The sequence below is a fragment of the Paenibacillus timonensis genome, from assembly GCF_022427145.1.
Taxonomy (GTDB): domain Bacteria; phylum Bacillota; class Bacilli; order Paenibacillales; family Paenibacillaceae; genus Fontibacillus; species Fontibacillus timonensis.
Window position 1 is genome coordinate 1 of the sequence record NZ_JAKSXN010000009.1, and the last position, 14,918, is coordinate 14,918.

The window sequence follows — 14,918 nt, forward strand, 5'->3', positions numbered from 1 at the left end:
CCCTGCATCCTAGCCAATGCTTCGTGATCCAAAGATGGCTTTTTGAACTACCTTATAATAAGGGAGAGTTAGTTATGGCGAGTACACGTGTAACCCGGCTCCGCGAAGCGATGAAGTCGCAGCAGATCGAAGCCGTATTGATTACCGGAGAAGTGAACCGCCGCTATTTGACGGGATTTACGGGAAGTTCCGGCTATGTCCTGATTACGCATCAAAAGGCCTGGCTGCTGACGGACTTCCGTTATTTGACGCAGGCGGCCGAACAGGCGCCCGGATTCGAAATCGTGGACCACGGGGCTTCGGTCACCGGAACCATGCTAAGCCTGCTGAAGCAAGAGAACATCGATCGGCTTGGATTTGAAGAAGAGCAGATGGTGTTCGCCGCTTACCGGACTTACGAAAGCGAACTGAAGCTGGTGACGCTCGTTCCGCTAAGCGGTTTGGTTGAAGAGCTGCGCATCTTCAAGGATGCCGAAGAGTTGGCGATCATGAAGGAAGCGGCCGAATTGGCCGATCGCACCTTCCTGCATATGCTGGACGTCCTGAAGCCGGGGATCAGCGAATGGGATGCCGCATTGGAGCTGGAAACGTTCATGCGGAAGAATGGGGCAACCGGACCTTCGTTTGATACGATCATGGCTTCCGGAGAACGCTCCGCTTTGCCTCACGGCAGAGCAAGCGAGCGCATCATGCAAGCGAACGAGCTGGTAACGATGGATTTCGGCGCTTTGTATCAAGGTTATTGCTCCGATATAACGCGGACGGTGGCCCTGGGGACGCCAAGTGCCAAGCTGCGCGAAATTTACGATATCGTCCTGGAAGCCCAGCTGCATACGCTGGAATTCCTGCGTCCGGGGATGACCGGACGGGAAGCCGACGCCTTGGCGCGCGACGTGATCACCCGTTACGGCTACGGCGAGCAGTTCGGCCACAGCACCGGACATGGCCTCGGGATGGAAGTGCATGAGGCGCCGCGCGTATCCAAAGCGAGCGACACGGTGCTGAAGCCCGGGATGGTCGTCACCGTCGAACCGGGGATCTATCTGCCTGGAATCGGCGGCGTTCGCATCGAGGACGATGTCGTGATCACGGAGACCGGAATCCGCCGGTTGACGGAGTCGACGAAGGATTTCATCTCGCTTTAAATCAGGGTTGCCACCGGTTTTATTAGCGCCGGACGCCCGGCTGTAGTACGTGGTTTCGCAGGGACTCCAAACGTGGGGGAACAGCAGCTTACGGGGACAGCTTGAATTTTGGGTCTTTTTCAATTTTAATAGAGGTGTTAACCCACTTGAGGAGGTACTTTTGTGATTTCAGTAAACGATTTTAAAACAGGCTTGACCGTCGAGGTGGACGGCGACATTTATACGGTGCTGGAGTTCCAACACGTAAAACCGGGGAAAGGCGCGGCGTTCGTCCGCTCCAAGCTGAAGAACCTGCGTAACGGCAATACGGTGGAAAAAACGTTCCGCGCCGGTGAAACGATCGGCCGGGCGATGATTGAGAACCGCGACGTGCAATACTTGTACGCCAGCGGCCAAGAGCATACGTTCATGGACAACGAGACCTACGATCAATTCTCGTTGACTTCGGATCAATTGGAATGGGAATTGAACTTCCTGAAAGAAAACATGAACGTGAAGATCGTCAGCTACCAGGGCGAAATTCTCGGGATCAACCTGCCGAACAGCGTCGAGCTGAAGGTGATTGAAACCGAGCCGGGGATCAAAGGCAACACGGCGACCGGCGCAACCAAAAACGCGAAAGTCGAAACCGGCTTGAACGTGCAAGTGCCGCTCTTCATTAATGAAGACGATGTGCTCCTGATCGATACGCGCGAAGGCAAATATATTTCGCGGGCTTAAATCACCCTGCGGTTGTTTGGTACAAGGCTCCGCTTCAGGCGGGGCCTTGTCCGCAAAGGGCATCCTCCACTTGAATCAGGTGGGGGAATTTTTGTTAATATCCGCAAAAGCATTGACGAACTTCGGGTCTTTCGTATTATACTGGTTTAAAGCGTTACTGGATTCAATGGGCTGAACGCTCCGATTGGAGGGGCACCATTAGGGAGGGTCTGACTTGGCTTTATACGTGATGAAATTTGGAGGCAGCTCCGTAGGCGATACGGAGCGCATGCAGCGCGTCGCCCGGCGCGTTGTGGAAAAACAACAGGAAGGGCATCAAGTCATGGTGGTGGTCTCCGCGATGGGCGACACGACGGACGATTTAATTGATCAGGCAAAGCTGCTGAATCAAAATCCGCCATTGCGGGAGATGGATATGCTGATGACGACCGGCGAACAAATCTCCATCGCGCTGCTGGCGATCGCCATCGATGCGCTTGGCGCAAAAGCCGTTTCCTATACGGGCTGGCAGGCCGGCTTCCGTACGGAAGCGGAGCACGGCAGAGCCCGGATCACCGAGATTCAGCCGGAGCGGGTACTGAAATCGCTGGACGAAGGACATATCGTCATCGTTGCCGGCTTCCAGGGCATGACCGAGGATGGGGAGATTACCACGTTTGGACGCGGCGGCTCCGACACGACAGCGGTGGCTTTGGCTGCGGCGACGGGGGCGGACTATTGCGAGATTTATACGGACGTGGACGGCGTATATTCCACCGACCCGCGGATCGTGAAGAACGCCCGCAAGCTGAACGAAATCTCGTATGACGAAATGCTTGAGCTCGCGAACTTAGGCGCGGCGGTCCTGCATCCACGTGCAGTAGAATATGCGAAGCACAACAAGGTTCGGCTCGTGGTTCGCTCCAGCTTTAACTATCATGAAGGTACGGTCGTGAAGGAGGAAGTCAATATGGAACAAGGTGTGGTAGTCAGCGGAATCGCTTATGATAAAAATGTGGCCCGAATCAGCATCATGGGCGTATCGCATGTGCCCGGCGTGCTGGCGAAGGTGTTCGGCTCGCTGGCCGATGCAAAAATCGACGTGGACATCATCGTTCAAAGCGGCGTAACGGACGGCAAAGCGGACTTCTCCTTTACGGTGGCCTTGTCCGATTGCGACAAAGCGGTGAAAGTGTTGGAAGGCATCCGCAGCGAGTTGCCTTATGAGAAAGTCACGTCCGAAGAAGGGCTCGTGAAGGTGTCGATCGTGGGCGCAGGCATGGTCAGCCATCCGGGCGTCGCGGCACAAATGTTCGACGTGATCTCGAAGCAAGGTGTGAATATCGTTATGGTCAGCACCTCGGAAATCAAGGTATCCTGCGTTATCGACGGAAGCAAGCTGAACGAAGTCGTGACCGCGCTGCATACGGCCTACGGCCTGGATGCGGAAAGCACCGCTTTTGTTGGCGGGCCGCAGGATCGCCGCTAACCCGCAAAACCCTAGATAATATCAAACGCGAAATGGGAATCCCCCGAAGCTATGGCTTCGGGGGATTTTTTTAATAAATAGAGATATTCGGGCATATCGTTAAGAGAACAGATGGGACAAGAAGGAGGTACTTATGCTTGATAAATTCGTGACCAGCATGGCAGCCTTGCGTATCTTCTCGGGAACGATCGAAATTCTGGCTGCGCTGCTCATGTTGAAGCTGGGAAGGGTGGACAAGGCGCTCGCCGTCAATTCGGCGCTCGCGTTCGTCGGTCCGACGATACTGCTCCTCACCACATCCATCGGGCTTGCCGGCATCGCCGACAAGCTGTCCTGGGGGAAGATGGTATGGATCGGCTGCGGCGTGGCGTGTCTCTTAATCGGGATTTTGAAGAAATGATAGATTTCCCTAGCATAATGGCAAAGTACAAGCATACACATGTGATATAGCAAATAACAATCCAATTAAGAGAAAGCTTTAGGCGGTATGGACATGCATGAAAGTAAGAGTTTTGGGGGTACGCCTATGAACCCGAGTTGGTTAACCGTATTTCCCGATAATCTCCGGGCCTTGCTGCTCAAGCTCCCGCCTTCTATCTTTCCGGGTTTGGAAGAAATCCGCATTCGCGAGGGACGCCCCTTAGAGATTAATGCGGGGGGGCGATACTTTTTCCTTACGCCGGACGGGGAGATGACGAGGAATCCGGATGCGGCGTACAAGCCGGGCAAGCAGGACGGCAATCGCCTGCTCGATCTCATCACCAACCATTCGCTTTATACGATGGAGGAAGAGCTTCGCAAAGGGTTTATTACGATCGCCGGCGGCCATCGCATCGGACTAGCCGGAAGAACCCTGCTCAGCGGAGGAAGGGTCGAGCATTTGCGCGACATCAGCGGGTTTAACGTGCGGATTGCCCGAGAGATCCGAGGCATCGCCGATCCCATCCTGCCGAAGTTGCTGGATTTCAGGCACAAAACGGTGCACCACACGTTGATACTGTCGCCGCCGCAGCAAGGCAAAACGACGCTGATTCGCGATTTGGCCCGCCAGATCAGCAGCGGCACCTGGGGACATCCCGAGGCGGCCTGGCCGGGGCTGAAGGTCGCGGTCATCGACGAGCGCTCGGAGATCGCCGGCAGCAAGCGCGGGGTGCCCGGCTTTGACGTCGGTCCGAGAACCGACGTGATGGACGGTTGCCCGAAGGCCGAGGGGATCATGATGATGATTCGTTCCATGTCGCCGGACGTGCTGATCGTCGATGAGATCGGCCGGCCGGAGGATGCCGAGGCGTTAGCTGAGGCGCTGCACGCGGGAGTGCGGGTCATCGCCACGGCGCATGGTTCAAGCGTGGAGGATCTGGGCGCTCGCCCGGCGTTGTCCAAGCTGGCGGAAAGCTCCTTCTTCCAAATGTACGCGGTGCTCGCGAGGACGGAGAAGGGACTGGCCTTCAAGCTGTGGGACGGCAAACGCCGAGGCATCCCGGCGGCTGCCCCCGGGTGGAAAGGCAGGGAAGAGCATGCTTAAGATGTTCGGGGCCGCGCTCGTCCTGCTGACCGCCACCTTGGCAGGCTGGCTGCAGGCCAGGCAATTCGCCGCTCGGCCGAGTCAAATCCGGCGGCTCATCCTCGCTTTGAAACGGCTGGAGACCGAGATCATGTACGGCTTTACGCCGCTGCCGGATGCGCTTCGCCGAATCGGCGAGCAAAGCGGGGAGCCGATCCGGGCGATCTTCGTGTCCGCGGCGGACAATATGAGCTCGGCCCACCCGTGGACGGCTCAAGAAAGCCTGGAGCAAGCCGTGACGAAGCTGTGGAAATACACCGCGATGAAGGCACCCGAGCAGGAAGTCATCCGGCAGCTCAGCTTGACGCTCGGGACAAGCGACCGGAAGGATCAGTTGGGTCACCTGGCCACGGCGGTGCGGCAGCTGGAAAGCGAGGAATCCGCGGCACGGGAAGAACAAGCCCGCTATGAAAAAATGTATCGAAGCTTGGGTCTTTTGTGCGGAGCGTTCATCGTCATTTTGTTCTACTGAATACCATTTCCCTCCACGGCTGATTGTCGCCTGTGAAATCGTTAGTGAGGTGCCAAATCAATGAACATAGAAGTGAACGCCATTTTTCAGATTGCGGGCATCGGCATCATTATCGCCATGATCCATACGGTGCTGAAGCAGATGGGAAAAGAAGATATGGCGCATTGGGTGACGCTGATCGGGTTCGTTGTCGTCCTGTTCATGGTCATCCGGCTGCTTGACAGTCTGTTTCAGGAAATCAAATCGATCTTCTTATTCCAGTAGGTGAGCGCCCCGTGGAAATCATCCAAATCGTAGGGCTCGGGCTTATCGCCACCGTGTTGGTCCTGGTCGTCAAAGAACAAAAGCCGATGTTCGCTTTCCTGATCGCCGCAAGCACGGGCGTTCTGATTTTTCTGTACCTGGTCGGCAAAATCGGCGGGATCATTGAAGTGCTGGAGGATTTGGCCGACAAATCCGGTGTCCAGATGATTTATCTGAAGACGATCCTGAAAATCATCGGCATCGCCTACATCGCCGAGTTCGGCGCCCAGATCGTCCGGGATGCCGGGCAGGAGAGCATCGCCAGCAAAATCGAAATGGCGGGAAAAGTGCTCATCATGGTGCTCGCCATTCCGATCATCAGCATTATTATCGAGACGGTCATCAAGCTGCTGCCGGCTTAGAGGCTGCATTGCATCAGATTGGGGAGAAGGACTTATGCTCGCTACGAATGAACGATGGCGCGGCCCTACGCTGCTCTTGATATTCCTGGGGATCCTGCTGTTTTGGTACATGCCTGTCCTCGCCTCCGCCGAAGGCGAGGGGGACAACTGGATCCAGCGCCAGGCCGAGGAGCTTCCCACCGATCAGGTCGAAACCTATTGGCAGCAACTGATGAAGGATTACGGCGGTTTTTTTCCGGATCAGAAGGTTCCGTCCTTTATGGATATGCTCCTGCAGCAGGATCAAAGCTTCAGTCTGAAGTCGGGACTTAGCGGCTTGATGCGATATATGTGGCACGAGGTGCTCTATAACGGGCACATTCTCGTAACCATCGTGCTGCTTTCCATCTTCAGCATGATCCTGGAAACGTTGCAAACGGCGTTCGAACGCAAGCAGGTCAGCAAAGTCGCTTACTCGATCTGCTATATGGTGATTCTGGTACTCGCCATCAACAGCTTCCATGTCGCGATCACGTATGCCACGAATGCAATCAGCGGAATGATCGACTTCATGATGGCGATGGTACCCCTGCTGTTCACGCTGTTGGCTTCTCTAGGCAATGCGGTGACCGTGACCGTGACTCATCCGTTGGTTGTGTTTATGGTCCACACGGTCGGTACGACGGTGCATGCGGTGGTGTTCCCGCTATTGTTCTTCTCGGCCGTGCTGCACATCGTCAGCTCGTTGTCCGACAAGTATAAGCTCACCCAATTGGCCAATTTGCTCCGAACGGTCAGTATGGCTTTGCTAGGGGTGCTGCTCACCGTCTTTCTCGGCGTGATCTCCGTGAAGGGCATCGCCGGATCGGTGGCGGACGGGGTTACGCTGCGGACGGCCAAGTACCTGACCGGGAACTTCGTTCCGGTCGTCGGCAAAGTGTTCGCCGATGCCACGGACACGGTCATCTCGGCCTCCCTGCTGGTCAAAAATTCGATCGGTCTCGTCGGCGTGATCATCCTGCTGTTCCTCTGCGCCTTTCCGGCGATCAAGATTATTACGCTGGCGCTGATCTTCAACCTGGCAGCAGCGGTCATGCAGCCGCTCGGCGATTCCCCGGTCATCGCTTGCCTGGAGACGATCGGCAAGAGCATGCTGTACGTTTTCGCGGCACTGGCGGCAGTGGGCATGATGTTTTTCCTGGCTATTACGATCATGCTGACGGCCGGGAACATCACCGTCATGATGAGGTGACGCCTTCGGACAAGAACGACTTAACAAGGGGTGGTGATCATGCGTGGACTGGCTGGCGGATTGGCTGAGAGAAATCATTTTTATCGTGCTGATCGCGGTATTTATCGATTTACTGCTGCCCAACCGTGCGATGGAGCGCTACGTCAAATTCGTGGTCAGCCTGCTGATCCTGCTAACGCTGCTATCCCCGGTCATGCGATTTTTCTCGGCGGATGCCAAAGACCAACTCGAGGCCGCCTTTGCGACCAGTTGGGACGGACTGGGGAGCGATTCCCCGGGCCAAAGCACGGAGGCGATCCTGCAGCAGGGCGAGAAGCTGAGGCAGAAGCAGGAATCCGAAGCGCTGGCATGGGCAGGGGAGGAGGCGGCGAGGCAAATGAAGGAACAAATCGAACGGTCCACAGGGCAACAGGTAGACCGGGTCTCCGTAAAGCTGAGAACGGAGCCCGCGAAAGCGCCGGACGGAGCCGATGGAATGAATCCGCAAGCCGCGGAGCCGGTCATCTCCTCGGTCGAGGTGGTCATGGCGCAGGTCAAACCTGAAGAAGAGGGCGCTGATCCCGGTGCAGCCGGACGGGGGCCGGAGGTATCGATCGCACCGGTAGAAAAAATAAAAATCAGCGTAAACGCAAGGGATTCCGCCAAGGTTGGGGATACCGAAGGCCAAACCGAAGCGCAAAGCAGCGCGGCGATGGCCGGCTCCGGTGACGAAGCGCAGGACGGAGCCGCCTTAAAGGCAGATGCCAAGCCGCCGGCAGACCGGTTGGTCTCGCAAATCGAAGAGCTGCTCCAGCAGAACTGGGGCGTAGATCAAGAGGCGGTCACAGTCCTTGGGGCCGCGAATCCTAACGAAGATAACGCCGGGAGGTGATGAAAGTGCCGGGATGGCTGAAGAAACTGGAGCAATGGCTTGGCCGGGGAGCGGAAGGCAAAAAAACCGCAAGTACGTTCCGTTGGCTGCTGATCCTCGGGCTGGTCGGGATCGCCATTATGCTGTTCAATTCCTTCGTTAACGTAAAGCAGCTGGAACCTAACGGCGAGGGGAGCCGCGAACCGCCTATGATGCAGGAAATCGCCGGATCGGACGGATCTGCGGGCGGGACGGGAGACGATGAATTCAGCAGCATCGAAATGACGCTCGAAGGCAAGACCAAGGAAATCTTGGAAAAAATCGTGGGAGTCGGTGCGGTGGACGTGCTCGTGACCATCGACTCGACCGAGGAAATCGTGGTTCAGCGTAACATTAAAGATTCGCAGGAACTTACGGAAGAAAGCGATGCGGACGGAGGAAAACGGCACATCACCCAATATACCCGGGATGGCCAGATCGTCACCTACGAGGCTTCCGGGAGCGAGCAGCCGATCGTCACCAAGAAGATCAAACCCAAGGTCCGCGGCGTGCTGATCGTAGCGCGGGGAGCCGAGAATAAAACGGTGAAAGGTTTGATCGTGGACGCTGTCGAGAAGGGGCTAAACGTACCGGCATATCGAATCTCCGTCGTCCCGCGTAAGCAATCGCAATAATTGATGATTCGATTTGTTATCAGGTTGTATCTCGTTCATTCAAATTTTGAGGAGGAATTCCATTATGAAATCCAAAAGACAAACGATTTGGCTGGTTTCCATGCTGAGCTTGATGGTCATTTTATCCGCTTACTACCTGTTTACGGAAGACGGTCCGCAGACTTCGACGCCAACGGACGGACAGCAAGTGAGTACGACAAATAACGGCATGAGCGGAAACGCTGCGGGTGATGACGTGATCCTCTCGGAGGTGACGTCGGAAGGCAGTGAAAACAGTAGCGTCATCACGGACGACACCGCAGCCGCGGATCAAACCGAACAAGCCGCCGATAACGAGGGCAACGCAACGCCTGACGCAGCCCAAAGCGACGATGCCGCCACTTCCGGCGAGGCGCAATCGACGGATTCCGGCAAGGCGGCGGAAGGCACCCCGGCAACGGGCGATGGCCAGAAGCAAGCCGCAACGGACGAAGATGTGCTGAGCCAACTGGAATCCCAAGGGGTTACTTCCACGGATACGCTGAATGCTTACCAATTCACCCGCACCCAGGAAAACATGAAGAAGCAGGAAGAGCTGATGCAAGCGATTAGCGAGAACGAATCGCTGGAGGCCTCGGCGATGGCCCAACAGGAATTAAGCGCTCTGGAAGAGAAGGAAGCGAAGATCTACGATATTGAGGAAAGACTCAAACAGCAATACGCCAACGCCGTCGTGACGGAAGCGGACGACAAATATAAAGTCGTCGTCGTCAGCGAGAAGATGGAAGCCAAGGAAGCCGTAAGCATCATGGACCTGGTCATCAAGGAGCTGGGCGTATCCCAGGATAAGGTCAGCGTGCAATACGTCACGCAATAATTAATTACGCTCCTAAAATAACGAACCGATGGGTTCAATCGAGGAAAGGGTCCGAGGTAACTTGGACTCTTTCCATTTTGATCGATTATGATATAATACATAAAGTTATGAGCCGAGAAGGCTTACGTTTTAAGGCCAAGGCTTTTCCTACAAAGCTGAAGGAGAGAGTGAGAATATGTTTAAGCTGAGTGAAATCAAAGAATTGATCGAACTGCTGGACCAAACGTCCGTGCATGAATTAGAAATCGAAAATGAAGGCGCTCGCTTGTGCATCCGCAAGAACGGAGTGAGTGAAGTCGTTCACGTGCAGCCAATGCAGGCGGCTGCAGCTCCGGGATTTGTTCCGGCTGCCGTATCTGTGCCGGCTGCCCAGGAAGTCACGCCAGCTCCGCAAGCGGCTGAAGCGGCACGTTCCGCTGCGCCTGCAGCTAATTTACATACCATAGTTTCGCCGATGGTCGGAACGTTCTATCGTTCCTCGTCGCCGGAAGCCCAGCCTTACGTGAACATCGGCGACAAAGTCGGCGAGAAGACGACGGTCTGCATTATTGAAGCGATGAAGCTGATGAACGAGCTGGAGGCGGAAGTCAAAGGCGAGATCATCGACATCCTCGTGGAGAACGGGCAGATGGTCGAATACGGACAGCCTCTCTTTTTGGTGAAGCCGGAGTAAATCAAGGAGTACCGCCCCGAATGCAGCTTTAAGGGCCGCTACCCTAGCTTTCCAAAGGAGGATACGAGAATCTCATGAAATTTCATAAAGTATTGATTGCCAACCGCGGCGAGATCGCCGTGCGGATCATTCGCGCTTGCCGCGAACTGGGAATTTCCACCGTAGCGGTCTATTCCGAAGCGGACAAGGATTCGCTGCACGTGCGCCTGGCCGATGAGGCTTATTGCATAGGACCTACGCTGTCCAAGGACAGTTATTTGAATTTGACCAATCTAATGAGCGTTGCGACATTGACGGAGTGCGACGCGATTCATCCCGGGTATGGATTTTTGGCCGAAAACGCCGACTTCGCGGAAATTTGCGGCTCCTGCAACATTACGTTTATCGGCCCTTCTCCGGAAGCGATCACCCGCATGGGGGATAAAGCGATGGCGAAGCAAACGATGAAGGAAGCCAAGGTGCCGGTCATTCCGGGCTCGGACGGCTTGATCGAGGATTTGGACGAAGCCGTCATGGTCGCGCGCGACATCGGGTACCCGGTGATCATCAAAGCGACGGCCGGCGGCGGAGGCAAAGGGATCCGCATCGCCGATGACGAGGAATCGCTGATTAAGCAGATTACGACGGCCCAGCAGGAAGCGCAAAAAGCGTTCGGCAACGCCGGCGTTTATCTGGAGAAGTATTTGACCGGCATGAAGCACGTGGAAATCCAAATCATTGCCGACAAGCATGGCAACGCCGTTTATCTGGGCGAACGCGACTGCTCGGTGCAGCGCCGCCGTCAGAAGCTGGTCGAAGAAGCTCCGTGCCCGGTGCTTTCGCCGGAGAAGCGGCGCGAGATGGGCGAGGCTGCGGTTCGGGCTGCGCAGGCGGTCAACTATTCCGGCGCGGGAACGTTGGAATTCCTGCTGGGTCAGGACGGACAATTTTATTTCATGGAAATGAACACGCGGATTCAGGTGGAGCATCCGGTCACCGAAATGGTGACCGGCGTCGACTTGATCCAGGAGATGATCTCGGTGGCCGAGGGCAATCCGTTATCCTTCACCCAGGAGGACATCAAGCTGAACGGCTGGTCGATCGAATGCCGGATTAACGCCGAGGATCCTTCCCGCAATTTCATGCCGTCCCCGGGGAAAATCGGCTTCTATTTGCCGCCGGGCGGTCCGGGCGTTCGCGTCGACAGCGGGGCCTATCCGGGGTATACGATCTCGCCGCATTACGATTCGATGATCGCCAAGCTGATCGTTTGGGGACCCACGCGGGAGGAAGCCATTGCGAAAATGAAGCGGGCGCTGTCCGAGTTCGCCATCGAAGGCATTCATACAACGATCCCCTTTCACCAGAAGCTGCTGGAGCATCCGACATTCATCAAGGGTGACTTTGATATCAAATTTCTGGAAGAAAACGAGATATAGAAAGCCGCCGCAAGTTTGTCATAATGAACCCAAAATGATATAGTATGTATAATAAGTGCGCGGTATCTATCGCTAGAGCAGCGTCATACTTATTGAGAGGTGGATGAATAGAATGAGCACTTTGCCAACGGAATTCGAACGTACGGATATCGGTGAAATTCAAATTGCCCCGGAAGTGATCGAAGTAATTGCCGGACTGGCTACCGTTGAGGTGAAGGGCGTTGCTGGAATGAGCGGCGGATTCGCCGGCGGCATTGCCGAATTGCTGGGAAGAAAGAATCTTTCCAAAGGCGTCAAAGTGGAAGTCGGCCAACGCGAAGCTGCGGTGGACGTATCCGTCATCGTCGAATACGGCAACCGTCTCCCGGAAGTCGCCTCGGAAATCCAGCGCAACGTCAAGCGCTCCATCGAAACCATGACGGGGCTGAATGTCGTCGAAGTGAACGTGCAGATTCACGACGTCATTTTCAAAGCTGCCGAACGTGCGGAAGAAGTGGAAGCGACCCATCGCGTGAAATAACGATCGTAACGAACCCCCGACCTATTTTCAGGTCAGGGGTTTACTGTAATTTTCAGCTGGGACAAGCTGAAGCAAACCTCTATTAAGGAGGCAACACCTGTCGTGGCCAAAATTTTAGACCGAATTCTCATGTTTATTTACAGCTTGAGCATCGCGATCCTATCTGTTTTCGTCATCCTATTGCTCACCGATGCGGTTCCCGTGAACCTGGAGCTCATAGAGCGACAACCGTTTTATGTTGGGACCTGGGTGGTAGCCATCGTATTGCTGCTCATCAGCATCCGCGTTTTTTACATATCGGTCAGCAGGGACCGGAGTTCGGCAACCTCGATTGACCAGCGCAACGAATACGGGGATATCCAAATCTCGGTGGATACGATCGAGAATCTGTCATATAAAGCCGCATCCCGTGTGCGTGGCATCAAGGAAGTCAAGACGCGGATTCGAATCACGGAATCGGGACTCGAGATCGTGGTTCGTGCGCTCGTCGATGGAGAAACGTCGATCCCGGCGCTGACGGAGGAAGTCCAAAGACAGGTCCATGACCATGTCGAGGAAATTACGGGGATTCCCGTCTCTTACGTGTCGGTGTACATTGCGAATCTGGTCCATTCCCCGGTCATCAAAAGCCGGGTTGAGTAGGGGTGAGCAGCGGGGTGTTCTGGAAACAATTGTGGGAGAGTCACAAAGGACGCCTGCTTGGCATAGCAGCGGCCGTGTTTTTATGCCCGATCTACCTGTTTTTCGGATTCTGGAATATGTTGTTCTGCGCCTTGCTGCTGTTTATCGGGTATACGATCGGCAAGCAGAAGGACTTGGAGGGAGGCCCGCTTTTACCTTGGGGCATGATCTGGGAATGGCTGTCTACGCGATGGCGTCCCTTTAAATGAGATTTCGAATTCCTCATTACCGTTTCCTGTGATATGCTTACTCCGGAAAAGAGCTAGGAACGTGTTCTTGCCCCTTTTGTGGAGTAAGCCTATTACGGGTCTTTTTTTGTGTAAAGGGAAGTGCGAGTTTTGGGGAAATCGGTGATGATTGAGGCGGTTTTGGTCCATGCTGAAGGATAAGCACGGGTTGATGAATAAAGCGTAGAAATTTTTAGGAGGAAACAGATGAAACGGCGTTTGGCAAGAGAGATTGCGGTACAGAGCATGTACCAGATGGAAATGAACGAAGTTGATGCAAACGAAGCGGTGACGATGCTGCTTACGGAAGCGATGGAAGAGAACGAGAGCGAGGTTGAGCTGTCCGATGTGGACGCGACCCGGGCTTTCGTGCTGGAGCTGGTGAACGGCACCTGGGGCCGGAAAGACGCGATCGACGCCTTGCTGGAGGAATACCTGAAAGGCTGGCAAATCAGCCGCTTGTCCAAGGTGGACCGGCAGGTGCTGCGTCTGGCGACGTACGAAATGATTTTCCGCGACGACGTGCCGGGCAAAGTAGCCGTCAATGAAGCGATCGAGCTGGCCAAGCATTTCGGAACCGCGGAATCCGGGAAGTTCGTCAACGGCGTGCTTGGGAAGATGATCCAAGACGTCGACCAGTTGAAAAGCAACCGATAATTCATATTTTTAGGTAGAGGAGAGGACGAGCATGACAGCACCAATCATTAACGGGAAACAAATTTCGGAAGAGATCCGCAAGGATTTGCGCGAAGAGGTAGAGCGGCTGGCGAAGCAAGGATTTACGCCGGGACTGGCGGTCGTGCTCGTCGGCGAGGATCCGGCTTCGCAGGTGTATGTGCGGAACAAGGAAAAAGCGTGCCATGAGCTGGGCTACTATTCGGAGGTTCACCGCTTATCGGCGGAGACGTCTCAAGAGGAGCTGCTGGCTCTGGTGGACAAGCTGAATCGACAGGCCAATATCCACGGGATCCTGGTGCAGCTGCCTCTGCCAAAGCATATTGACGAGAAAGCCGTCATCGATGCGATCTCCGCAGTGAAGGACGTTGACGGGTTCCATCCGGTCAACGTCGGGAATCTGATGATCGGCGACGATAGCTTGCTGCCTTGCACGCCGGCGGGAGTCATCGAACTCATCAAACGCACGGGCGTGGACATCGCCGGCAAGCATGCGGTCGTCATTGGCCGCAGCAACATCGTCGGCAAGCCGGTATCCTTGCTCCTGCAGCGGGAGAACGCCACGGTCACGATGTGCCATTCGCGTACGGCCAACATGAAGGAATTGACCCGACTGGCGGATATTCTTGTCGTAGCGATCGGGCGCGCTAACTTTGTGGACGCTTCTTACGTGAAGCCCGGTGCGGTTGTCATCGACGTCGGAATGAACCGTCTCGAGAACGGCAAGCTGGCCGGAGACGTCGATTTCGAAAGCGTGAAGGAAGTTTCCGGACCGATCACGCCGGTACCTGGAGGCGTTGGACCGATGACGATCACGATGCTGATGCAGAATACGCTGATCGCGGCTAAACGGCTGCAGGGGTTGGCTTAGGCAGGATTAGACCGATACACGATACACGGGATCACGGATGGTCCCAATAAATAAGGGCACAAAAGGCCCTTATTTAACTTGAAAATGAACATTGGGGGGAGAAAAGAGGACTTTTTTGTCCTTATTCTCGAGAAAAGTGTGGAAATAGCCGCATATAGGGGCAGTCGCGATAAAATAAAGGAAAAAAGTTCCCTTATTTCATCGAACA

19 protein-coding genes are annotated in these 14,918 nt (G+C 55.1%); all 19 read left to right on the forward strand.

The window, feature by feature from the left end:
* The first annotated feature begins 74 nt into the window (after nucleotides 1-74).
* The 19 genes from MJ257_RS04890 to folD all read left to right on the forward strand — a co-directional run bounded on the left by MJ257_RS04890 (nucleotide 75) and on the right by folD (nucleotide 14,710).
* The gene (locus MJ257_RS04890; protein WP_240268189.1) at nucleotides 75-1,145 is read left to right on the forward strand and encodes a M24 family metallopeptidase; all 1,071 of its coding nucleotides are present in this window, start codon (nucleotides 75-77) and stop codon (nucleotides 1,143-1,145) included.
* A gap of 162 nt (nucleotides 1,146-1,307) precedes the next feature.
* Nucleotides 1,308-1,865, forward strand: coding sequence for an elongation factor P (gene efp / locus MJ257_RS04895; RefSeq protein ID WP_240268190.1), 558 nt, complete (start codon nucleotides 1,308-1,310; stop codon nucleotides 1,863-1,865).
* A 214-nt stretch (nucleotides 1,866-2,079) separates the two neighbouring features.
* Nucleotides 2,080-3,333: an aspartate kinase gene (locus MJ257_RS04900; protein WP_240268191.1), complete on the forward strand. Its 1,254-nt coding sequence runs from the start codon at nucleotides 2,080-2,082 to the stop codon at nucleotides 3,331-3,333.
* Between the two features lie 133 nt (nucleotides 3,334-3,466).
* Entirely contained in the window at nucleotides 3,467-3,733 is a 267-nt protein-coding gene (locus MJ257_RS04905) for a YqhV family protein (RefSeq protein ID WP_240268192.1), read from the forward strand.
* Nucleotides 3,734-3,859: 126 nt separating this feature from the next.
* Nucleotides 3,860-4,858: a stage III sporulation protein AA gene (gene spoIIIAA, locus MJ257_RS04910; RefSeq protein WP_240268193.1), complete on the forward strand. Its 999-nt coding sequence runs from the start codon at nucleotides 3,860-3,862 to the stop codon at nucleotides 4,856-4,858.
* Nucleotides 4,851-5,369, forward strand: coding sequence for a stage III sporulation protein SpoIIIAB (spoIIIAB, locus tag MJ257_RS04915; protein ID WP_240268194.1), 519 nt, complete (start codon nucleotides 4,851-4,853; stop codon nucleotides 5,367-5,369). Before spoIIIAA ends, spoIIIAB begins: the two co-directional genes overlap by 8 nt.
* A 60-nt stretch (nucleotides 5,370-5,429) precedes the next feature.
* Entirely contained in the window at nucleotides 5,430-5,633 is a 204-nt protein-coding gene (spoIIIAC, locus tag MJ257_RS04920; protein ID WP_009225775.1) for a stage III sporulation protein AC, read from the forward strand.
* A gap of 11 nt (nucleotides 5,634-5,644) precedes the next feature.
* Nucleotides 5,645-6,034, forward strand: coding sequence for a stage III sporulation protein AD (gene spoIIIAD, locus MJ257_RS04925; protein WP_240268195.1), 390 nt, complete (start codon nucleotides 5,645-5,647; stop codon nucleotides 6,032-6,034).
* A gap of 34 nt (nucleotides 6,035-6,068) precedes the next feature.
* Nucleotides 6,069-7,265 (forward strand): stage III sporulation protein AE, encoded by a 1,197-nt coding sequence (gene spoIIIAE, locus MJ257_RS04930; RefSeq protein ID WP_240268196.1) that lies wholly within the window; start codon nucleotides 6,069-6,071, stop codon nucleotides 7,263-7,265.
* A gap of 43 nt (nucleotides 7,266-7,308) precedes the next feature.
* Nucleotides 7,309-8,136, forward strand: a complete 828-nt coding sequence (spoIIIAF, locus tag MJ257_RS04935) for a stage III sporulation protein AF (RefSeq protein ID WP_240268197.1) — start codon at nucleotides 7,309-7,311, stop codon at nucleotides 8,134-8,136.
* On the forward strand, nucleotides 8,136-8,789 hold the full coding sequence (gene spoIIIAG, locus MJ257_RS04940) for a stage III sporulation protein AG (protein ID WP_275693692.1): 654 nt from the start codon (nucleotides 8,136-8,138) through the stop codon (nucleotides 8,787-8,789). The genes spoIIIAF and spoIIIAG overlap by 1 nt, the downstream gene beginning before the upstream one ends.
* Before the next feature lie 64 nt (nucleotides 8,790-8,853).
* Complete coding sequence (locus tag MJ257_RS04945) at nucleotides 8,854-9,645, forward strand: SpoIIIAH-like family protein (protein ID WP_240268198.1); 792 nt, start codon at nucleotides 8,854-8,856, stop codon at nucleotides 9,643-9,645.
* 175 nt (nucleotides 9,646-9,820) lie between these two features.
* Nucleotides 9,821-10,318 (forward strand): acetyl-CoA carboxylase biotin carboxyl carrier protein, encoded by a 498-nt coding sequence (gene accB, locus MJ257_RS04950; protein ID WP_240268199.1) that lies wholly within the window; start codon nucleotides 9,821-9,823, stop codon nucleotides 10,316-10,318.
* Nucleotides 10,319-10,392: 74 nt separating this feature from the next.
* Nucleotides 10,393-11,736, forward strand: a complete 1,344-nt coding sequence (gene accC, locus MJ257_RS04955) for an acetyl-CoA carboxylase biotin carboxylase subunit (protein ID WP_178022783.1) — start codon at nucleotides 10,393-10,395, stop codon at nucleotides 11,734-11,736.
* Nucleotides 11,737-11,848: 112 nt separating this feature from the next.
* Nucleotides 11,849-12,256 carry an Asp23/Gls24 family envelope stress response protein gene (locus MJ257_RS04960; RefSeq protein WP_178022782.1) on the forward strand — a complete coding sequence of 136 codons (408 nt, stop codon included), beginning with the start codon at nucleotides 11,849-11,851 and terminating at the stop codon, nucleotides 12,254-12,256.
* Between the two features lie 102 nt (nucleotides 12,257-12,358).
* Nucleotides 12,359-12,898, forward strand: a complete 540-nt coding sequence (gene amaP / locus MJ257_RS04965; RefSeq protein WP_240268200.1) for an alkaline shock response membrane anchor protein AmaP — start codon at nucleotides 12,359-12,361, stop codon at nucleotides 12,896-12,898.
* Nucleotides 12,899-12,912: 14 nt separating this feature from the next.
* Nucleotides 12,913-13,146: a DUF2273 domain-containing protein gene (locus tag MJ257_RS04970; RefSeq protein ID WP_178022780.1), complete on the forward strand. Its 234-nt coding sequence runs from the start codon at nucleotides 12,913-12,915 to the stop codon at nucleotides 13,144-13,146.
* Nucleotides 13,147-13,371: 225 nt separating this feature from the next.
* On the forward strand, nucleotides 13,372-13,821 hold the full coding sequence (nusB, locus tag MJ257_RS04975; protein WP_240268201.1) for a transcription antitermination factor NusB: 450 nt from the start codon (nucleotides 13,372-13,374) through the stop codon (nucleotides 13,819-13,821).
* Between the two features lie 31 nt (nucleotides 13,822-13,852).
* Nucleotides 13,853-14,710, forward strand: a complete 858-nt coding sequence (folD, locus tag MJ257_RS04980) for a bifunctional methylenetetrahydrofolate dehydrogenase/methenyltetrahydrofolate cyclohydrolase FolD (protein ID WP_240268202.1) — start codon at nucleotides 13,853-13,855, stop codon at nucleotides 14,708-14,710.
* Nucleotides 14,711-14,918 lie beyond the last annotated feature (208 nt).